16 protein-coding genes are annotated in these 20374 nt (G+C 61.8%); 8 read left to right on the top strand and 8 right to left on the bottom strand.

The features are described from left to right. Positions 1-73 precede the first annotated feature (73 nt). The 5 genes from AC1DGI_RS12035 to AC1DGI_RS12015 form a co-directional block, all read right to left on the bottom strand. Positions 74-1411, bottom strand: a complete 1338-nt coding sequence (locus tag AC1DGI_RS12035) for a hypothetical protein (RefSeq protein ID WP_476898997.1) — start codon at positions 1409-1411, stop codon at positions 74-76. Positions 1412-1414: 3 nt separating this feature from the next. After that, complete coding sequence (locus AC1DGI_RS12030; RefSeq protein ID WP_476898996.1) at positions 1415-3175, bottom strand: Hsp70 family protein; 1761 nt, start codon at positions 3173-3175, stop codon at positions 1415-1417. After that, the gene (locus AC1DGI_RS12025) at positions 3172-4314 is read right to left on the bottom strand and encodes a hypothetical protein (RefSeq protein ID WP_476898995.1); all 1143 of its coding nucleotides are present in this window, start codon (positions 4312-4314) and stop codon (positions 3172-3174) included. The genes AC1DGI_RS12030 and AC1DGI_RS12025 overlap by 4 nt, the downstream gene beginning before the upstream one ends. A 2-nt stretch (positions 4315-4316) precedes the next feature. After that, positions 4317-5234, bottom strand: coding sequence for a hypothetical protein (locus tag AC1DGI_RS12020; RefSeq protein ID WP_476898994.1), 918 nt, complete (start codon positions 5232-5234; stop codon positions 4317-4319). Positions 5235-5981: 747 nt separating this feature from the next. Next, entirely contained in the window at positions 5982-9137 is a 3156-nt protein-coding gene (locus AC1DGI_RS12015) for a DEAD/DEAH box helicase (protein WP_476898993.1), read from the bottom strand. Between the two features lie 73 nt (positions 9138-9210). On the opposite strand from AC1DGI_RS12015, the gene AC1DGI_RS12010 reads away from it, so the two are divergent. Continuing rightward, positions 9211-9816, top strand: coding sequence for a hypothetical protein (locus AC1DGI_RS12010; protein WP_476898992.1), 606 nt, complete (start codon positions 9211-9213; stop codon positions 9814-9816). A gap of 104 nt (positions 9817-9920) precedes the next feature. On the opposite strand, the gene AC1DGI_RS12005 is transcribed toward AC1DGI_RS12010, so the two are convergent. Then, positions 9921-10553 (bottom strand): YbjQ family protein, encoded by a 633-nt coding sequence (locus AC1DGI_RS12005; protein ID WP_476898991.1) that lies wholly within the window; start codon positions 10551-10553, stop codon positions 9921-9923. A 310-nt stretch (positions 10554-10863) separates the two neighbouring features. Continuing rightward, positions 10864-11535: an NUDIX hydrolase gene (locus AC1DGI_RS12000; protein WP_476898990.1), complete on the bottom strand. Its 672-nt coding sequence runs from the start codon at positions 11533-11535 to the stop codon at positions 10864-10866. A gap of 93 nt (positions 11536-11628) precedes the next feature. Here AC1DGI_RS12000 and AC1DGI_RS11995 point away from each other — a divergent pair, with 93 nt between their 5' ends. The 6 genes from AC1DGI_RS11995 (at position 11629) to AC1DGI_RS11970 (ending at position 17493) form a co-directional block, all read left to right on the top strand. Continuing rightward, on the top strand, positions 11629-12588 hold the full coding sequence (locus AC1DGI_RS11995; RefSeq protein ID WP_476898989.1) for an ARPP-1 family domain-containing protein: 960 nt from the start codon (positions 11629-11631) through the stop codon (positions 12586-12588). Then, a complete protein-coding gene (locus AC1DGI_RS11990; RefSeq protein ID WP_476898988.1) occupies positions 12585-13724 on the top strand; it encodes an ADP-ribosylglycohydrolase family protein in 1140 nt (379 codons plus the stop codon). Before AC1DGI_RS11995 ends, AC1DGI_RS11990 begins: the two co-directional genes overlap by 4 nt. Further along, entirely contained in the window at positions 13697-14101 is a 405-nt protein-coding gene (locus AC1DGI_RS11985; protein ID WP_476898987.1) for a protein-tyrosine phosphatase family protein, read from the top strand. Before AC1DGI_RS11990 ends, AC1DGI_RS11985 begins: the two co-directional genes overlap by 28 nt. Positions 14102-14227: 126 nt before the next feature. Continuing rightward, positions 14228-14998, top strand: a complete 771-nt coding sequence (locus AC1DGI_RS11980) for a hypothetical protein (protein WP_476898986.1) — start codon at positions 14228-14230, stop codon at positions 14996-14998. A gap of 346 nt (positions 14999-15344) precedes the next feature. Then, positions 15345-15647: a hypothetical protein gene (locus AC1DGI_RS11975; protein WP_476898985.1), complete on the top strand. Its 303-nt coding sequence runs from the start codon at positions 15345-15347 to the stop codon at positions 15645-15647. Between the two features lie 154 nt (positions 15648-15801). Further along, entirely contained in the window at positions 15802-17493 is a 1692-nt protein-coding gene (locus AC1DGI_RS11970) for a nuclease-related domain-containing DEAD/DEAH box helicase (RefSeq protein WP_476898984.1), read from the top strand. 20 nt (positions 17494-17513) lie between these two features. Here AC1DGI_RS11970 and AC1DGI_RS11965 read toward each other — a convergent pair whose 3' ends face one another. Continuing rightward, a complete protein-coding gene (locus tag AC1DGI_RS11965) occupies positions 17514-18941 on the bottom strand; it encodes a hypothetical protein (RefSeq protein ID WP_476898983.1) in 1428 nt (475 codons plus the stop codon). Positions 18942-19431: 490 nt separating this feature from the next. Here AC1DGI_RS11965 and AC1DGI_RS11960 point away from each other — a divergent pair, with 490 nt between their 5' ends. Next, on the top strand, positions 19432-20199 hold the full coding sequence (locus AC1DGI_RS11960) for a hypothetical protein (RefSeq protein ID WP_476898982.1): 768 nt from the start codon (positions 19432-19434) through the stop codon (positions 20197-20199). Positions 20200-20374: the final 175 nt, after the last annotated feature.

The raw sequence follows: 20374 nt of genomic DNA, 5'->3' as shown, positions 1-20374 counted from the left end.
GACAAAGACTTCTGCTCAACTTGCCAAGGCAAGCACGCGTGTTGTGAACAGCGAATTGATCTGATGTCTCGACTCAGATCAATCGGAGCCTTTCAATATGGCGCCGCTGTTCTTTTTCGTCCTGCTTGACGTGGACACTGACTAGAACTTGGCTGCCGTCCGGCATGTAGTAGACACGACCCATGTCCTCGCTTCCTGCAATGCCCGTCGCCAGTTTTGACACCTCCCGCCAACCCCGAATACCTTCGAGATCCTTTCCTAGAAGCTCTCCCATATCTATCTGTGTCAGCACCCGCAGCACAGAGGCCGGCGCGTCCAAATTAGCCAGCACTTCAACGCTGTCCAGTACAAATGTGAGGCGGAGGAAGGCATTATCCAAGAAGCCCGAAACACCACGACGAGGGACTACATGGGCGGCAGCAGCGCGGCGCCGCTCTCGGTCCTGCTGCCCGAGTTCATCCAAGCGCTCCTGAAGGGAAAATACCAGCGCTTCCAAAGTGAGAATTCGGTAATCGCTCTCCTCTGTGTGCTTCCGGAAGTTCACAACCGTATTAGTAAGCTCAGAATTCTCACTCAGAGCCAGCTCCAGAAGTTCTTCCGTGTCCGACTGCTTGACAAGATAAGCCTTGGCATCGGCACTTAGCTCATGAGCGTTGCTCAACTCTGAGATTTGATCGTGCAGCGATTTCTGGTAAGCCAGCGACCGATCCAAGTCTTCCAAGAGTTTGGTTTCGTGATCGGTCGCGGCTGCAAGCCGCTGGCGCAGGAGAGCTATCTCATTTTCCGACTGTTTGAGACGACTCCCTAGCTCGGCCGTGAGGTCGAGCAGCGCCTCAACCCGCGCCGACAGGTCCTCAAACGGAGTGGCTGTTGGCGCGGGCGGGGGCTCCGCAGCTCCCAGTTCAGGCGAGAACACCGCAGACACACGAGCTACCGCATCATCGTGGGAAGTCTTTGTCCGGAGGCGTGCAAACCAGTCATAAAACTTGCCATCGCTTGCAGGTCGGTGGCTGACATCCCAACGCTGCACGGCGAGGCCGGCGGCTTCCAGTGCACTGACAACATCACCAGCGACACGCTCCGGGCCATTGAAGACGACATAGTGGCCAAATGCGTTGGTGTCTACGTTCCAATCGCCCCGGAAGCCTGTGAACTCGGGTGGGCCGCCGGAGGCACCGCTAGGCTGCGGAGCGTACGGGATAGCAGTACCGGCCAGGAGGAACCTGTTACAGTCCTCCACCTCCCACGATGGTCCAGCTATATTGACTACGCCACCGTCTAAAACGGGGTAGACCGCTCCCGCGTAAACAACACCGGCGCACCCGTCAGGAGTCAGCCGAACAGGGCGTCGAACCTCTTCGACCTCGGACGAGTCGTTAACGACGCGAACGAGGATTTGCTGTGCAGCCACCTGTTAGGCCACAGAGGCACACCGGCAGGCCGGGTCACCCCACTGACGTTTACAGACGGCGCATGGCTGGTAGTAAAGGTGCTCAGTCAGTTGTTCTTGCGTGGCCTGGTCGGAAAGCCGAGCAAAAGCACCGGGTTTATGTTTGTACAACACATCCCCGGGAATAAGCGCTGCGTCCTTCTTATCCGCCACGTTGGCGCGAATGGCTAGGCCGCCGCTGGGCGCACATATCTCCGCATCAGCGAAATCAAGGAATTCTTGCATGTCGCTGACGGGAAGTCCGATTCCGAACTCCAGGTCGAAGTAAGAGGCGCTCGATTGATCCTTGCGCTGGCTTGAAGAAGCAGTTACAGACAAAATAAGATCTTCGTCAATCTCGACATCGAGCTCGAGGCGTTCGACTAGCGGCGGTGCGGTGTGGTCCACAGCTATGGCGACGACGCCCAACGTTGTTCGAGGATCGCTTGCCTGCGGTTGTTCAGACAACTGAGAGGGCGCCACGATTGAGAATTTTGCCACACCGTCCGTAGGATCCGTGCAGTAAAGATGGATCCGATCTTGGCGCACCTCGCCATCATTTGGCATAGGTGTTCCTGCTCTGAGGAGGGGGAGACGAGATCCACGTGCCATCTCCAACTCGACCTGCTTCGCCAGAACTAGCCTCTGCGAGTCGTGAGCGATCCATCCGGCCCCTTGCGAAACAAGCGTTGCGCTGTTCTCTGGGACCAGAACCCGTTCAGGCCCAAATAGCTCGTGCAACCGGCCGCGTATGCTCGGCATCGCAGCCATTCCGCCGGCCACGAGACAGAGCGAAACCTGGGCAGGAGCCATCCCAACGCTGTCTAGTAGCGACTCGATCTCACTGATGCCTTGTGTTACAAGGGGCCGGGTAATGGAGTCAAGTTCCTGTCGGCTTAGCGGGTATTCCAAGGTGGTTCCCGAGTCAGAAAAATAGTCAGGGCTATAGAACGTAACTTCAGGACGTTCCGAGAGCGCCATCTTATTGCGCTCTGTAGTTTGCAGGAGCCGCAACCGAGCCTCGCGCCGCGGGCGATCTGATTCTACGATCCCCTGTTTATTCGAGAACCGCTTTACGACCTCATCGCGGATAACTTTGTCGAATTCGTCACCGCCAACTTGGTCAGTTCCGCCGTTCCGGAGTTGGAGGATGCGTCCTGGCTCGATTCGGCACAATGTGAGATCGAGCGTTCCGCCACCCCAATCGACAACGAGCACGTGGCGCCGCATCAGCCGCCGGATCTCGTTCTCCGGATTAGACGCCCCCCGCAAATGACCATACAGTGCGGCCAACGGTTCGTGCACGAACTGAGCGACGGAAATTCCAGCCCGCCCAAATGCATCCCTAAGGGCGGCTCGCCGCGGCCCATTCATGCTCACGGGGATTGTAACTACTGCACGATCCAGCGCTCCCAGCACGCGGCGTTGAGGGCTCTGACGAGATTCGGAACGTACGTGGCGAATAACGTCGGCCACGATATCAACGGGGCTGCGGTCTACTCCGCCGACGTTTATCACCTCTTTTCCCAGTTGAAACTTAGGCGATCGCACGGTACTGCCGTGGACGCCTAAGCCGACCTCTTCGAGAGCGTGGCGGGCCTCCCGGCCCACGATCACTTCTTCGCCTTCGTAGCGGACCACAGAAGGGTGGGGTCGTCCGTCCTCGTCGAGAACGTCAATGACACGATCTCCCACGACCACAGATACGAGACTATTTGTTGTCCCGAAGTCGAATCCAGCAATCACTGCGTACCTCCATCAACGTTCCTAAGTCGCTTGACCTCAGCGTCTATGGCGCCGAGAGCCCGATCTACGAACTCCTCAGCTACGCCGGTGCTTCCATGGCGAAGAGCGTGCAAACCGTCGCTAAGCAGCTCGACTTGAGCGGTTAGTCGCCGGACGACTTGCGTGCGGAGGGTCTCGTAGTCATCTACAAGGTGACTCTTGTCGACCACCCGACTGCTTTGTTCCTGAGACAGACGACGTGACAGCTCCGCGATCTGAACGGTCAGATCAGCGGTTTGAGCCTTTGCCGCATGCAGATCGGCTGACAAGGTCTTTTGGAGTGCCTGCGCCTCTTCCGCAAGACGCTTTTGGTAGTTTGTTTGCGACCGCGCTTCGGCCGCCGCCTTTTCCGAGTCACGGAGAAGAACCTCGAAATGTCGAGACAACTGGCTCAAGGCCTGCGGGTTTTTGGCATTCGCGAGTGTCGCCGCTAATTTCGTGGCGCTTCGCTGGCGGGGCGCCCGCCAGACGAAGGCCTTCATATCATTTATGAACTGCTCCGAAGTCCATCGATCGCGGAGAACGCGGAAGAGCGAAAAGGTGGTGACGGCATTGACCCGCATACGCTCCCGAGCAGATTCTGAGAACTCTGATGCCTTTTGGAGCCCCAATGCTTCGAAGGTGATGTCATTGGCCGCAGCGCTCACAATGTGAGCGGTGAGAGCGGGTTTTGCGCTCGGGTCTGCCAATCCTCCCATTTTGTTCTCGAAAAGCTTGTGGCTGGCCAAAGCGACCAGTACTAGCTCAAGAATTCTTCGGACGACATGCGAATTCAATTCATGTTCCCCCACGGCAGCAAGCAACGTGGGTGGCACGGCAAGAAACGGGTCCGCGACTGCCAGCCGCCGAACAGCCTCGATCTCGTTTTCCCTCTGCGCCTTGTCGACAGAAAGCCCATCCAAGTCCCGCCGTGCGAGATTCAGCTTGCGGCCACCCTCACTGTACGCGTACTCCATCAACGCCAGGATGGACTTTGGTCGAACGTCGTTCGTTTCCCTGTCCTGTTCGACCGGCTGCGCGGGGGTGACCACGGCCACTTCGCGCACGATCTCGCCAGGGGCTTCGGGGAGGGCATTATTCGGTCGAGAATCAGTGGTCACTTCTATGAAACTCCTTGAGATTGAAGCCGCGCTCGAAAGCCCGCATACCAGCTCTCCGCTTCACGGCTGTGGCGGAGGCGCTCCGCGTGGTAGCCCGCTGAGGCAAAGTCCTCTGCGGCGATGGCATGTTCCGCTGCGACTAAGTGCAACTTAAAGGCGTCGCGGGGTAGTTGAGCCCCGATTTCGGAGGCCATGTCGGCGATGCTGCTGGCAGCGGTGCCGTCGAGGGGTAAAGCGCTCCACGCAAGGACTTGCTCAAGAACCGAGTCGCTGAGGACAAAATCGAGGCTGGTGTGGGGCGACTGTGACAAATCCTCAGTGCGCAAAAGTTCACCTTTGAGTAGCGACTGAAAACGCATGGAGACCTCGGCAACTCGTTGGCTCCTGGTTTTGGTCATTGCTCGTTGGAACTGATTGTAATGAAATGCGACCAAGCCACAGATCGCCTCTGCTGGCGGACGATCGAACGCTCCGAGGATACCGACTGCTTGGTCGTATTTGCCCTCATATCCGCCGCCTTCGTGTAGTTGGCCGTGTAGCCCCGACTCAGCGACGTCTTCACGGGCCAGGACGCCGTACAAGTAGTTGGCTAGACCCGACAGATATCTTCCTGCTGTCGAGTACCGCTTCGAGCGCATTATGAAGTCGTCGATGGCACGAAGGCTCAGCTCACCACCGTCGATGAAACGCTCGAGCGCAGCATCCACACCCGCCAGATCTTCCTCTTCCGCAAGATCAAACTCGAACTGGGACGTCTGGACGACATCCATGTTCGCCAAGGACACATCAAAAATGCCCGTCCGCTGAGATGATAGGACTTCTACAGCTTTAGCGGCAGGTGTCGGGACACCGTTGATCGTGACGCTGTCAGCGTTACGGATTACCCAATCATTCACCGCGGTCTCCGCGGTGATTGTCAACCGGCTTCTACCGCATTCCCGTCCCTTAAACACCAGAACCGGACGTTGAATCGTGTGTCCCTCAAAGTTATGAACACGAAGATCGCGTTCAGTGAGAAACTCCACACGGCATCGCATGCAGGGAAATGTAGGGGGCTTTGGTGCGACCCTTGAGTCCGGGCCTTCGCCCGTTTGCTCATGGAACTCCAAATATCCGGTGTGCCAGAAACCCATGTCCGCCTAGCCCGCCGCTAGCTTCCGCTCAAGGAAGCCCGCAGCCAAGGCATGCCGGTCATCGCCACAGAGCATGTCTGTTGGCACATAAGAATCGCGGCCGTCATTCGTCGCCTTCTTGACCACGCTTGTAAAGGCCCAAACAACTCTGTCCGCGTCCCAGAAAATGCCTATGAGAGGTGCCAGGACTTGATCTCGGATAACCCCAAGACAACTTTGCGCCTCGTTGACTCTCCTTGTGGCATCTTTGACCACATTGCTTCCTTTCGACATGCCCCAAAACGTCGACCAGATTCAAAGGGTGGTCAAACCGCTCGATTAGATGCTGAGATCATATCGCCGTCGAGTAGGTTTCGCGCGACGCCACGCAATCGGCGCAGGAGCCGCACGACGGTCTTAGTTAACAGCCGAAAAGATTTGTGAGCCGTTCTCCCAACCGCAAACCAGAAGGCCTCGGCTTGGCACGTTGTCGCGTTGATAGGACACGAACGCATCTGCCCCGTCTTCTCCGATAAGACATTTACTGTGCCAACGCTATTGCGCCACCGCTGCCGCCGTCGCAAACACGTCAGCCGGCATCGCCCGGTGCAGCTTCCAGGTGATCGCGATCGGTTTTTCGCCCGTGTGCTGCACGTAATCCACCTGTCCGAGACACGTGTACGGCACGGTCAAGCCGGTTTCGTCCTCTGACGTGTCCCGCGTGAAGATCAGGATCTTCGAGCCGTGCGCGGCCCGGTCCAGGTAACGCTTGCCAGTCGGGCTTCCGGGCGACGTGGCGTTCTGCGATTCCCAGTGGAAGAGCTCGGGGCTGATGGCGTAGTCCTTGTACATGGTCGTGGCCGAGTGCTTCTTGTCGTCCTTGTTGAGCGTGACGAAGAAGGCATCCGTGGCCGCCGCAGGACACCATGCCACGCCTTCGCGGTGTTGAACGTTCTTCCCGAGCTCCAGCGATCCGTACTGCAGCGCCGCCAGGACCTCTTCGCGCCGGTAGGTGGCGTGCGAGAGCAGCGGAACGTGCTGCAGTCCCGCACCTAGGCCCCTGGCGGCATGCTTGGACGCAGTCACGCCGAGCTTCGCGAGCTGGCGGATCTCGCTGCAGACAAACTGATAACCGCGCAGGTAGTCCAGCCCGGCGTCGTACGACGGGAACCCGCCGCCGTCGTCCCAGAGCGTGTAGAAGAGCATGCGGGCGAAGGTCTGTTCCCGCATGCCGAGCTCCGCGTAGCGGGGCGCGTCGGCGCCGACGAGCATCGAGTACGCCGCGGCGCGTTCCGGATCGTCCACGTGGATCAGCGCGGCCATCCGGCCGAGAAGCTTCTTCTCGTCGGCATCGGAGAGCTCCCAGATCCTTCCGCTGAGGACTGCCTCCAGCGGCGAGAATCCGTCGATCAGGCCGGCCTGGCGCAGGTAGCCGGTCCAGGAATCCCTGGTGGACCGGTAGATCGACTTCACGTCGTTCCCGGACCGCTCCAGGTAGGCCTCCAGTTCGGTCTCGGCGTAGGAAGCGATGTCCCGGACCAGCTGGGCGCGGTTGAACCGCAGTTGGGCCTTGATGTTGTCCAGCACGACCTGCTGCGCCACCCGGTCCAGCACGATCTGCGAGCCGGACGGCAGGTACGGGAACTCGTCCTCGACAGCCTTTTCCAGCTCCTTGCGCCCGTAGCCGGTGAGCGCCCGGTAGCGCAGGTCGAAGCGGAACTCTCGGCGCTGCTGGCCGATGAAGTCCAGAACGGTCAGCACCGCTTTGCCCTCGGCCCGGCGCAGCCCGCGTCCCAGTTGCTGGAGGAAGATCGTGGCGCTCTGCGTGGGCCGGAGCATCAGGATGGTGTCCACCTGCGGCAGGTCCAGCCCTTCGTTGAAGAGGTCGACGGCGAAGATGCAGTTGATCTCGCGTGCGGCGAGCCGCTTCAGAGCCGCCGCCCGGTCGGCGTCATCGGTGCTGCCGTCGACGGCGACGGAGGCGATGCCGGAGCGGTTGAAGACCTCGGCCATGTAGTGGGCGTGCTGGACCGAGACGCAGAAGCCGATGGCGCGCATCTGCTCGGTGCTGGTGACCTTGTCGCGGAGTTCGCGGATCACCTTCGCTGCGCGGGCGTCGTTGCCGGTGTAGAGGTTGCTCAGCTGCGCTGTGTCGTAGTTTCCGCGCTTCCACTCCAGCTGGCTGAGGTCGACGTCGTCCGAGACGCCGAAGTAGTGGAAGGGCACCAGCAGATCCGCGTCCAGGGCGTCCCAGAGGCGCAGTTCGCTGGCGGTGCGGCCGTCGAAGAACTGCTGGGCGACGTCGACGCCGTCGCCGCGTTCCGGCGTCGCGGTCAGCCCGAGGAGCTGCTGCGGCTGCAGGTGGTCCAGTAGCCGGCGGTAGGTGGGCGCCATGGCGTGGTGAAATTCGTCGATGACGACGACGTCGAAGAAGTCCGGCTCCAGCTTGTCGATGCCGAGGGACGACAGCGACTGGACGGAGGCGAAGATGTGCCTCCACTGCCGTGGTTTGTGCTCCCCGACGTAGAGTTCGCCGAAGGCGCCGTCCTGCATGACGTCGCGGTAGGTGCGCATGGCCTGCTTGAGAATTTCCTGGCGGTGGGCGACGAAAAGCAGCTTCAGATCTTTGCCCGCCGCTTCGCAGAGACGCTTGTAGTCCAGCGCCGCGATGACGGTCTTGCCGGTGCCGGTTGCGGCGACGAGGAGGTTGTGGTTGAAGCCCTTGAGCCGCTCGGCTTCCAGGTCTTCAAGCATCTCCTCCTGGTGGAGGAAGGGCTGGAGCTCGAGGCCGGTGGCGGCGTCCGGGGCTGCGGTGCGCCGGCCGCCGTTGCGTTCCAGCGCGGCGTCCAGCTTTTCGCCGTCGCGTTCCGGATCGTAGCTCTGGAAGGCGCGCTGTTCCCAGTAGCTGTCGAAGGTCACCTCGAACTTCTGCAGCAGCGTGGGAGTGCCGACGGAGCTGAGCCGGACGTTCCATTCCAGGCCGTCCAGGAGCGCGGCCTGGCTGAGGTTGGAGCTGCCGACGTAGGCGGTGTCGAAGCCGGAGTTGCGGCGGAACAGCCAGGCCTTGGCATGAAGGCGGGTGGCCTGCGTTTCGTAACTGATCTTCACCTCGGCGCCGTAGCGGTTGACGAGCTCGTCGATGGCGCGGCGCTCGGTGGCGCCCATATAGGTGGTGGTGATGACCCTCAGGCGGGCACCGCGTTCCTTGAGCCGCGCAAGGGCTGGTTCGAGGAGCCTGAGCCCGGTCCAGCGGACGAAGGCGCAGAGCAGGTCTACGGTGTTGGCTGACTCGATCTCGGTCCTGAGTTCCGCGGCGAGGTTGGGGTCGTCCTTGCTGTTGGTGAGGAGTGCGGAGTCGCTCAGCTTGGTGGTGGGGCGGCGCAGACTGCGGCGCCTGAGCGTATCCGGGCGGTGGAGGGAATGGAGCTGGGTCGGACCTGGGGCGATGCGGTCCTCCGTGTTCAGCTCCCGGAGGAGCTTGTTCGCCAGGGCGACGCGGTCGTTGGGCTTGGCCGCACTCAGGGCCTGTCGGACGGCGTCGGCTACGTGGCGGGAGAGGATGTCCGGGGCGTCGTCGTCGTCAATTTCAGCGAAGACTGGCTCTAGTTCTGCCTCATGGCCCAGGCGCCGGCCGAGCAGGTCCGTGTTCAATAGTTCGTACAAGCCCTCGGGCAGCTGCTCCGCTGCCACTCCCCCAATGGAATTAGTCACTGCGCCAGGCTATGGGGTGTAAGCGACAATGACGAAAAGCCAAGTTGTCCTGGAGGTCACCTAACATGGGCGGATGACCATCTCAGTGGGGGAACTCTTCGACAAATGTGCACTGCATCCGGCCGGCGTTGTGAAATGGGGTCAACAGGTTCCACTGGACGCGCCAGGCATTTATGTAGTCGCTTCAACACCCGACATTCATGACTCCTTGGGGGCGCTTCGGAGCTACAGTCACAATCCCGCGGCATTCGATATGCTGCGCTTGGTCTGCCCTGCCGTCGACATCGACGGACAATCCGCCACCGGCGATGAGCTGGCGGCGCGCATCGGAGCCTTCTGGATTCCAGATTCCGCTGTGCTCTACATCGGGCTTGCGGGGACATCCGTCCGGAAGAGGGTGCGTCAGTATTACGTCACACGCGTCGGGCAGCGATCGCCACACGCAGGAGGCTGGTGGCTAAAGACGCTCGCTGGTCTGGACGATCTCTTCGTTCACTACGCCTCGGCGTCAGACCCAAAATCGATGGAAACGGCCTTGATCTCTGCATTCGCTGAATCTGTCCCGTTCGCCAGCGCGACGAACCTCTACGACGCCGAACACCTCGCACCCTTTGCAAATGTCGAAGTACGGCATGGAGTCCGGAAGCGGCACGGCATGGCCAACTACAAACTTAAGTGATTTCACTGTCGGAATTTGCCAGGACAACCGCCAACTTGGGCTCCGCCAAAGCTCGAACCTCTCGTATGGAAATCCCGAGAAGCTCCGATGCGCGAATCTGTCCGCTACGCCAAACTAGCGTGTTCGTTCTTCTCGATCACAACAGCGTTGCCGTTCGCGGTCACTGCAAATAAGAACGGCAGATACAGTGTTCCGCCCGAACTAGTCGCAGTCTCCGGGTCCAAGGTCAGGTAGTCGAAGTCCACTCCGATCACGGCGTTGCATCCGAGCGCATACGCGGCCTCTTTCAACTCTGCTAGAGCGTTTCGCCTGATGTGCGACAGTCCTGACAGCAAGTCTGAGCCGACATCCTTGTTCACACTCCCAAACCAGTGGGTTGGTCGGTCCATCGATACAGCATCGTCGCCGGAAATGTAGCCCGAGTACTTGGTGATGCTGTAGCCCTCAAAGTTGAAACCGGAGCTGATGAGCATGCTCGCCATAGCCTGCTGTTTGGCTAGCTCAGCTTGCTCCGCGTTGGCCTGCTCTAGCGCGAGACGTTCTTGCTCCTCAGCTACTCGTGCCTTCTCCTGGATACGGTACTGGTTGAAGTGGCCGACCATCTCGTCAGCGTTGACGCCGTCGTCGACGCTCAGGCCAGTAATCCCAGACTTGAATTGGAAGCTGGATTGCTTTAACCACCGATCGAAGTCCCCCGGGTCAAGCTGGTATTTCTTGGCAATGTCTCTGGTTTTCATGTAACTCCCCATCGTAGATATTTCATGGCGTGCTCTGTTGGGCCAACATCAAGGATTGATCTTGCATAGCGGCCGCTATGCATCTGGTCTGCGTCACTCTTGGAACAACACCTGAACGTCCGAAAGCAAATCGATCAAAGTTTCCCGTGGAGGCATTTCGCCCACAGCCTATCGCGAACGGCAATGGGCTCACGCTGTATACACTCCCCGTTCGAAGAGTTCCCCGCTGCCCATCGAGCGCATTCAGTCGGGCCGGACGCTGTCGACTTGCGAGGCCCTAACGCGCAAGTCACCTATTGAGCCTGCGTCGTTACTCCCCGTCCCGCAGCCACAACCGCGACGGTCTCCCCCGCGTCCCGTCGGACATCTGCCCCGTACCCTTGAGCTTCGGCTCCATGAACCGCCGGAACGTATCCCGCATCAAAGTCTCGCCCGCCACCGTCTCGTGCAGCTCCCGCAGGTCCTTCAGCGTGAACGGCTCAGCCAGCAGATCCCCCGGATCCGGGGCCTCAGCGTAGGCGGCCCGCAGCCACTCCACCGCCTTCGCCACAATCTCAGCGTGCCCATACGGCAGCCCGGCGATCAGCTCCGGTTCCCCGGTCACAGAAGCCAGCCGGACGCCGTCGGACTTCAACGCTTCCTCCAGGTCTGCCAGCGGCACAACGCCGACGTGGGCGACCGACAGCACCCAACCGCGGTCATCGCGCGCCGGGTCGTCGAAAACCTGCAACTGGCGCGGCACCCGCCCGTAGATCCCGGCCTTCTCCCGCAGGCAGCGCAGCACCGCGTCCGCGAGGGTCTCGCGTTCCCGCAGGAAGGTGCCGGGCAACGCCCACTGCCCGTGCTGGTGATCTTCTGCGCGCCGCACTAGCAGCACGCACACGCTGCCCTCGGCCACCGTCAGCACCGCCGTATCTACCGCCACCGAGGGGCGCGGGTAGTCGAGCAGGGACAGTCCCGGGCCGTTCTTGGAATCCTTCACATGATTATTTATCGCAGGGTTGCGCTAAAGATGCAAGCCGTGCATACTGGAGTCAATTAGCGCAGAACTGATCTAAATCAACCGGAGGTTCCCATGCAAGTCCCCCAGCTCCACGTCGGCGCCGGCAGCAGGCTCGGCCCCCTCAGCATCTTCCCCGTCTGGACCTCCGGCGCCGGCAGCCTCGGCATCAGCACCGGCACTCACGCCGACGTCGCCGTGACCGAACTCGCCAGCTGCCCCCAGGTCGCCCGGCTCACCGTCACCAACAACGGTCCGCACCCGGCCCTGCTGGTGGAGGGCGAACTGCTCGAGGGCGGACAGCAGCACCGGACCTGCGCCCGCGACGTCGTCCTGGGCCCCGGCGAAACCCGCGACATCGACACCTTCTGCGTCGAGGCCGGCCGCTGGGAAGCCGGCCAGTCCAGCCACCGCCGGCAGGCGAGGCGCGCACCGCTCAACGTCCGGTCCGAGCTGGCCAACGGCCTCGACGGCCGGCGCGGCGGCGACCGGCAGGGCCGGATCTGGGAGCGGGTCAGCCGCTTCGACGCGGCCCGCGGCGCCTCGGTGACCAGCTGCCTGCTGGACCACCTGGACCTGTTCAAGGACAACGCGCACAACCGCTTCGACGCCGCTGACGCCCCCGCACCCCTGGAGGGCCAGCGCGGCGTCGTGATCGGTCTGGGCACGCAGCCGCTGCTCCTCGAAGTCTTCGGCACCGGCACGCTGTTCCGCCGGCACTACCGCCAGCTGATCGACGCCGCGCTGCTGGACCTGGAGCTCCTCCCACCCCAGATGCTGGCTTCCGGCCCGATGCCGGGCCAGCGGGCCCGCGACCTCGCCGCCCAGGTCCAGGCGATGGACTTCGGCGCGTTCGACGGCGGCGCCGCGGCGGTCGAGGTCCGGCGCCACGGTGCGCTCCGGAGCCGCAATGTCTCCCGCGCCGCCGGCACGGTGTCCGCCGCCGGCATCGCCGTCGAACTTCCCACCCGCCGCCCCCAGCTGGCCCACCTGACCGGCTGGAACACCCAACACCCCCTGATGGAGCTGGCATGAAACTGACCCCCTTGCAGAATGACCGCGCGGCCGGCGTCCTCGTCGCCCTGGCCGCTGGCGACGCCCTCGGCGCCGGCTACGAGTTCGGCTCGCCGCTGCCGGACTGCGCCGAGGTCACCATGAAGGGCGGCGGACCGTTCGGGTTCGCGCCGGCCGAGTGGACCGACGACACGTCCATGGCCATCCCGATCGCCCAGGCCCTGCTGGCGGCGGCGTCCGACGCCGACTCCTCCGCCCCTGCGGCGCTCACGATGATCGTCCGGGCCTGGACAGCCTGGGCCGCCGAGGCCAAGGACGTGGGTGCCCAGACCAGCTCGGTCATCGCTTCGGCCCGGGGGCTGGCCTCCGCCGACGGGCGGACCAAGGTCCACGCCGCCGACTTCAGCGCCGCGGCCGCGGACTTCCACGCCCGCACCGGCCGCAGCGCCGGCAACGGCTCACTGATGCGCACCGCGCCGCTCGCGCTGGCCTACCTCGACCGGGATCCGGCTTCCCTGATGGCCAAGGCCGGGATACTCAGCGCGCTGACCCACGCCGACCCCGACGCGCAGGAAGCCTGCGGGCTCTGGTGCGTGGCCATCCGGGAAGCAGTCCTGACCGGGCGTCTGGATGTCCGGGTGGGCCTGCCGCTGCTCCCTGCCGACCGTGCAGCCCGGTGGCTCGAGCGGATCAAGGTCGCCGAGCGGTCCCGGCCGCGGGACTTCACCCGCAACGGCTGGGTGGTCGAAGCCTTCCAGGGCGCCTGGAGCGCCATTCATTTCGCCGGATTGTCGGTCTCCGGCCCGGCGCACCTGCGAGCCGCGCTGGAGGAAGCCGTCCGCGGCGGCCGGGACACCGACACGGTCGCCGCCATTGCCGGCGGCCTGCTGGGGGCCGCCTACGGCTACACGGCGGTGCCGTTCGAGTGGCGGCGGCGCCTGCACGGCTGGCCCGGGCTCCGGGCCCGCGACCTCATGATGCTCGGCATGGAACTGGGCCGGGGCGAGGGCCGCCGGCCCGCAGCCTGGCCGCGCGCCAGGACTACAGCATGTGGGGCCGCACCGACGCACTGGTCCGGCACCCACACGACGACGGCGTCTGGCTGGGCGGCGTCGGGTCCCTTTCGCGGGTGGCCGAGCTGGGGATCGACGCCGTAGTGTCGCTGTGCCGGCTGGGGACTTCGGATGTTCCCGGCGTGGCGCTTGAAGACCACGCCACGTTCTGGGTGATCGACTCGCCTGCCGCAGAGGACAACGCGCACGCCGCGTTTGTGCTGCGGGATGCGGCGGCCGCCGTCGAACGCTTCCGCGCGGAGGGCAAGACCGTGCTGCTGCACTGCGTCCGGGCCGAGTCCCGAACGCCCACCGTGGCGGCGCTGTACGGGGCGCGTGTTGCCGAGGTTACTCCGTTGGCGGCGCTGACCGAAGTGCGGCGGGTGCTGCCTGGCGCGAACCCGAATGGGTTGTTTCTGGGACTCCTCGGGGAAGACCGGGACCTCTCGGGTGGCGTCCCACCACTTGGGGGCTTGGAGTAAGGACATGATGGCAAATGCCCTAGTCGTCTCGCGGTGCCGTCAAGACGCCGAGAGGACGGAATCCTGTTTCACCGCGGTGTAGTCGGCCTCGCCTAAATCTTCGGAACTTACGGCTAGTCTCGCAGCATGCACCGTATTCCAGCTGGACGAATCACCCTCGCCATCGAGTCGTTCCTGCGATCATCCAACGGACAGCCGACCGCGCTGTACCGCCGGGAACGAAGCTGGGACTTCTGTTTCAACTACTTCCAAGAAAATCCCGAGCCGACTCGAAATATGGAGGTCAGCTGTCTTCAACTTGGCTACTACCTTGCTAGTTGGGGAATGTTGCGAGGTTCGTCCTACCTATTTCGCGAAACCAACGTCCGCCACTACCAAGCGACCATTGAGGTCATCGAGCGGTTCAATACAGGTATGAGTGAGTTGCAGAACAAACCGCTATTCGATGCCAAGGCGCAGGAATTGCTTCTTGACGCCTACTTGGAGTTGCAGCACGCTTTGCTTCCAAAAGGTGGCGCTTCACGGACCTTGGTCAGCAAAGTGATGATGGGAGCCTGGGGAAGCGTGCCGTCGTTTGATACCTACTTTGTCAAAGGTTTTCGGTCTCTGGTCGAAGGCCCGGAAAAGGCAGCCTTCAACAAGATTGAAAGCCGTTCGCTCTCTTTGCTTGGGGAATTTTACGGCCATAATAGACAAGAAATAGATGATCTGGCTCAGACCTATAGAACCCTTGACTTCGCCACGGGCAAGATCACGGACCGAACATTCACCCGGGCCAAGATCATCGACATGTTCGGGTTCCACGTTGGCTTCGCGACCAAGTTCGACGACCTTGTGCAGGCAAATCAATCCAAGTTGGCGGGAAACGCCGAAGATGTCACCAACCTCATCAAGTAGAGAGCTGTCCTGTGTTTAATTACCCCGTCATCGAAGAGCGCTGCTCCTGCGGCGCCAGTACCCAGACCGTAGGAACCGGCTCCTCTGCGAGATGGGCATTCGACCGCTGGCGTGAGACCCACACGTGCCCTCCCAAGCCGCAAGTGGACCCCCGAACCCCATTGATCCGTTCACTATCCGAGGCGTGGAGGGATAATCATGAAATTGAACCTGGGGGCCGAGCGCAAAGACAGCCCTATTCAGGCAGTGGCCCGCGTTGGCCTCATCGATCTTGCTTTTAGTCGAGGCCACGGTTCCTGCGGTCCGCGGCGAACAGGGATCGCGCCGGGTGGTTAGCACGCGAAGCATGAAAATCCTTAACATCAACTCCGTCGGTACGCATCAATCTGAGGTCGCGCTGCCATTCGAGACTGACGAGCATGTTCAGAGCGCCTGGGAATACATTTTTCGACGACATTGCGTAAACGTCAGGTCCGAGGCCCATGTGAATAACCAGGATCGGGCCATGCTTGAATACTGCGCCGAGGCCTTTCGAAAAGGCGAAGAACTCCACATTCCGGGCGCCGATCAAACGCGCCGGCTAATCTCTACTATTCGCCAAAGCGAGATGAGCTACGACGTCCGGGAGCTCTTCGACCCAGCCCCCTAGATGGCCGGGGCACTTCAGCGAGAGTCTTCTCGACTTTACGTTTTGAAATATCCTGCCGAGCGTGGCCCGCGTTCCAATGACCACCATGCCTCGCCCGGCTAACGTGGGAACAGCGAAACGCCGGATCACCGGCTCGATAATTTAGGAGCCAGCAATGAAATGCATTCCGGAGGAACCGGACTTTGGCGAGGGCCGAGGGGCCGAGGAAGCGGTTTGGGAATCCCTGAAGAAGAGTCTTCCAGACGATGTCGTCCTCGCACACTCCGTCCAAATCAGGGACGGACGAGCGGAGCACGAGATCGATATTCTGGTGCTCTGGCCCGGCGTCGGGATGGCCGCCATCGAGGTCAAAGGCGGAAAGGTCGGCGTCGAGAACGGGCAGTGGTATCAGTCCGACAAGGCGGGCGGGCACAACATTCAGAGCCCGGTGGTCCAGTCGCAGGCGTCGATGCATGCGTTCAAGAACTGGCTGGAGGACCAGCTCGGATCCCGGCTCAGCAGCCGCTTCGCGTATCTGGTCAGTCTCCCCTACACGGATGTGCCGCAGGGGTGGGCCATGGCGGGTTGTCCCCGTTCGCTGATACTGGACCGGGCGGACACTGAGTCGCTGAAAGACAAGTTGCGCCACGCCATCGAGCGTGAAGGCAGCGGTGCCACCACGCTGACCCCGGCTTTCCTGGAACGGATAGTCCGGAAGCTGGGCGGCGATCTCGACGCGGGGTCCGCTCAGGTCCCCGACCTCCAAGAAGCCGAAGACGCCCAGGACCACCTCACCTTGCGGCAATCCGTGCTGTTGCGCGCGACCCGGTCCCTTCCCCGCGTCCGCTTCACCGGGGGTGCAGGCAGTGGCAAGACGTGGCTCGCCCTGGAGAAGGCGCGGCTCCTCTGTAAGGACGGGAAACGGGTGGGCCTCTTCTGCTACAACAAGGGGCTGAGCCAGTATCTGCAGCAGCAGGTCTCCGGCTGGCGACAGGCCAAACCGGTCTTTACCGGAGAGTTTCACGAGTACGTCCGCGCCCTTGGTGTCCCGGACGGAGCCGGGACTGACTACTTCGAGGAGGAGATGCCCCGCCTCCTCAAGGAGCTGGCGGTCCGTATGCAACCGCACGAGCGGCTGGACGCCGTCGTCGTCGATGAAGCGCAAGACTTTGCGCCGTTGTGGTGGGAGTCGTTGCTCGCCTGCACTAAGAATCCGGACGCCGGCGAGGTGTATGCGTTTATGGACGACCGGCAGGACGTCTACCAAAGGTGGGGAGGCAGCGGCGCCGACAGCAAGCATCCGACGGCGGATCTGGTCCCGATCCATATCGATGAAAACCTCCGCAACACCCGGAAGATCGCCGAAACATTCCGGTCCTTCGCAGGCGAGCACTTCACGCCGCGCGGCGGCACCGGCCTGCCTGTCCGGCGCGTTGAATGCGACACCGAGGACGCCCTTGATGCGGCGGATGAGTGCGTCGAAGCGCTCTTGGACGAAGGCTGGAGCCCCAACCAGATAGCCCTGCTTACGACCAAATCCCGGCATCCGGTCCACCAGGAGCGCTTCGACGCCGGCTCGATAGCCGAGTACTGGCTCGACTTCCATGCCAACAACGACGTCTTCTACGGCCATGTTCTAGGGTTCAAGGGCCTGGAGCGCTCGGCCGTGGTGCTGTGCGTCAACGGGTTCAAGGACATGGAGCGTGCGGCCGAGCAGCTGTATGTGGGCTTGTCCCGGGCCAGGAGCCTGCTGGTGGTGGTCGGGGATTCCTCGCTGCTGGAGAGCGCTGGCGGCCGGGACTTGAAGGCGGCACTCGCCCGCGCCGAGGTGTGGGTACCCACAGCACTCGCCGAAAGAAGATCATGAGGTTCTGCCCCTGTGGCAGGTTAGCGGCCGACGGTCGTCGGCGACATGCTCTCCCTCTCAGCGTCCTGCCCGTTGGTCTGGCCCCAGTCCTGCGTCTCGGGCCCCGCTGGCGCCTGGACCGGCTCCGCCGCTGAAGTAACTGGCCGCTTCAACTTTTTCGCCACGCCTGATGCGAACCTGTCCCACAGGTATACGGAGGCGAATCCCGCCAGCGACAGTGCTCCGCAGACCCATCCCCACAGAATTGCGTCACTGTGCCCCGGCTCAACGAGCAGAGTGAGGAGTCCAAAGGCGAGTCCGGCCACCGCCGCGACGGCAGAGTACTTCTTAATCAGCTTCTCGTTCGCTTCTTTCCGGTCTGCCGCGTATTTTGAACGTTTTTCATTCGCCTCCGCCGCCCGGTTTCTCAGGTAGGTGGCCCAGTCTTCGTAGTCTCTCCACAGCTGCCCAATCTTCGATGTGGAGCCCAGCCGCTCATGAAGAAGCTGCAGGTAGGCAGTCCAAAACCCTTCATTCGGAACGGAGTCGAACCATACGGCATTACGGAACCGGTGGAACTTCCGTCCGAAAGCATTCAGGGCCGTTAGCTGGGCATCCAGGTCCTGGTCCTCAGCATAGGACGTCCGGGCCAGCTCACGGGAGAACCGCTCCAGTTCGACGTGCTGGACGTAGGCGAGTAACGCCAACTCCACGAACGGGTTGACCTCGGCCCTGAGGAAGTGCAACTGGTCCCCGCCGATGTCCTTGGGTGACGCATTGGAGAGTACCGATGCCCCAAACGGTTCCACCCGGACGTCCCACGCCGCCCTGCGTTTCAGCACCCCCCGCTCAGCGCGTTCTTTCGTGTCCGCAGGGATCCTCCGATCGGCAGGTTGGTGCGTGGCGAACAGGAAACCCCACTTCTGCCAAGCGCTCCACTCCTGATGGTGTGCCATGAGTAGCGGGCTGGGCGGCGTGGCGGGACCGGCGGGAACTGCCCAGGTGACCGTCATTATCGGAAACCGCAAGCTGAGGCTGTCCGCGGGTGTCTTCGCGCCGCCTCCTAGAGCCCCGTCGCCGTAAAGGACCCGATCAACGCCCAGTCCTTTCAAGACTCGGTTCAGAAAACTCTCGCGGTCGAAGCGGTTCGTCGAAAGGAATGCTTCCGCATCTGCAACTTCAGGTACTTCTGTATGAACTAAGAGGAAGTCCGCGTGGGTACTAAGGTCCTCCGGATGCCCGAACTTGACCCACTCGGCTTCCCAGTCCGGCTGGCCTATGTCTTGCGGCGTATCTAGCTCCGGCTTCGGCTTTAGCTTCACCCTGCGGGGAAGGCGGTTTTCTCGCTCGTCCCCCGTCGCATTGTTCGTTCCCAGCCCCAGCGCCTGCTCGATCGAGGCCCCCAGCACACGGCCGCTGGGCCTCTTAGCGCGTGGTCTGTCGACTCCGTCCGGCAAGTAGTTCCGCACGAATTGCCTCTTAGCTGACCGTTCTTCGTGCGGACATTCAGTGCCTTGCTGAACCCCAAATGCTCCGTGTGGAAGTGGAATGATGTAAGTGATGCGAATGAATTTCCACGGTGACAAATTTCCCCCAAATGTCTCGGATGCCGCACCGAAGCACGGCATGACATGGAACAGAATGCTGGATAGATGCGAAGCCTTGGGGGTTCCGGGTCAGTCATCAACCGTGCCCCATCTCAGAAATCCTCTGAACTTCGCCATGTGTATGGAACACGTTCCAAAAGTCCTCGCTCCATTGCGAGCTCACTTTATCGGGCGTCGAGTCCATTGGCCCAATATTCACTCATCGGACTGCTGGTAGTTTCGCACAAGTGTTCGAATGTGAGACCATCGCCACCCTCTCGGCGAACCGTGTTTGTTTCGGCGCAAGTCGGCATAGTGTGGCTCTGACATCCTCGATCGGAGTTCACTGACCGGCATAACCGAAAGGCTCATCATGACCAAAGAACCGAAAACAGTCACAGTCGAGAGCCTCATTGAAGATGGCTTGCTCCACGAGGCTACTAGCAGCAAATACCGACACAAGTTTCCTCGCTTTAACGAGATCCTTGGCGGCGCCAAGGCCACCGAGGCCGAAGTGACCACATTTCTCACAATGTCCGACGACCTGTTCGAACGAGCGGTGCTCGGGGTGTTGTGTGACGCCGCGAGTATCCACGACCGCGAGGGACTGCGGCTTCTGTCCGGAACTGAATTCCGCCACGACTCGGAGGTGACAGACCGCCGCAGCATCGACATGGTTGTCGCTTCCAAGCTCCACGAGGACCAGGCAGCCCGCGGAAGCCTCGCGTGGCACCCGGTTGCCGGAGTCGAGGCCAAATACGACGCTTGGGTCAACGGCGGCCGCGGGTACTGCAAGGAGTTCCCGGATACGTACTCCAACCAGGCCATCTGTTATCTGCACGGCTGCATCGACGCCCGCCTGGATACCAAAATGGGTGTGAAGTTCATCTGGCTGAGCAATGCCCCCAAGAACCCGGAACATGGCCCCTGGGACCGCAAGGGAATCCATGAGGGTGACTTCGAATCGGCGGGCCTCGAGGAGGCTTATGCAAAGCAGACGGAGGCAAAGGACAACTGGTCGGCTGTCACCTGGGCAGGCCTGGGCAACGCCATCACGGTAACGCTGTCCGCTGAGGGGTACGCCGCCGAGGCCGAAGCAATCGTGCGGTTCCTGCGTGCAGACGGTTCGTCGGTGAACTGACGTTCCACTCGCCGCGGGGTTTTGCCCGGCCGCCTCTCAGCGCAACGCGGCCAATGGATTCCCTTTGCGTGCCTTCCGGCCGTCAGCGGAGTTTCGTCGGTACCTCCGTATATAAATGGCATTGGCCAATAATCCCGGCACTGAAGCTATTCTTCTGTTGTTCATAGCTACTGCT

The sequence above is a fragment of the Arthrobacter sp. 05N428_2 genome (genome assembly GCF_056397065.1).
This window is presented reverse-complemented; position numbering and strand designations above follow the sequence as displayed.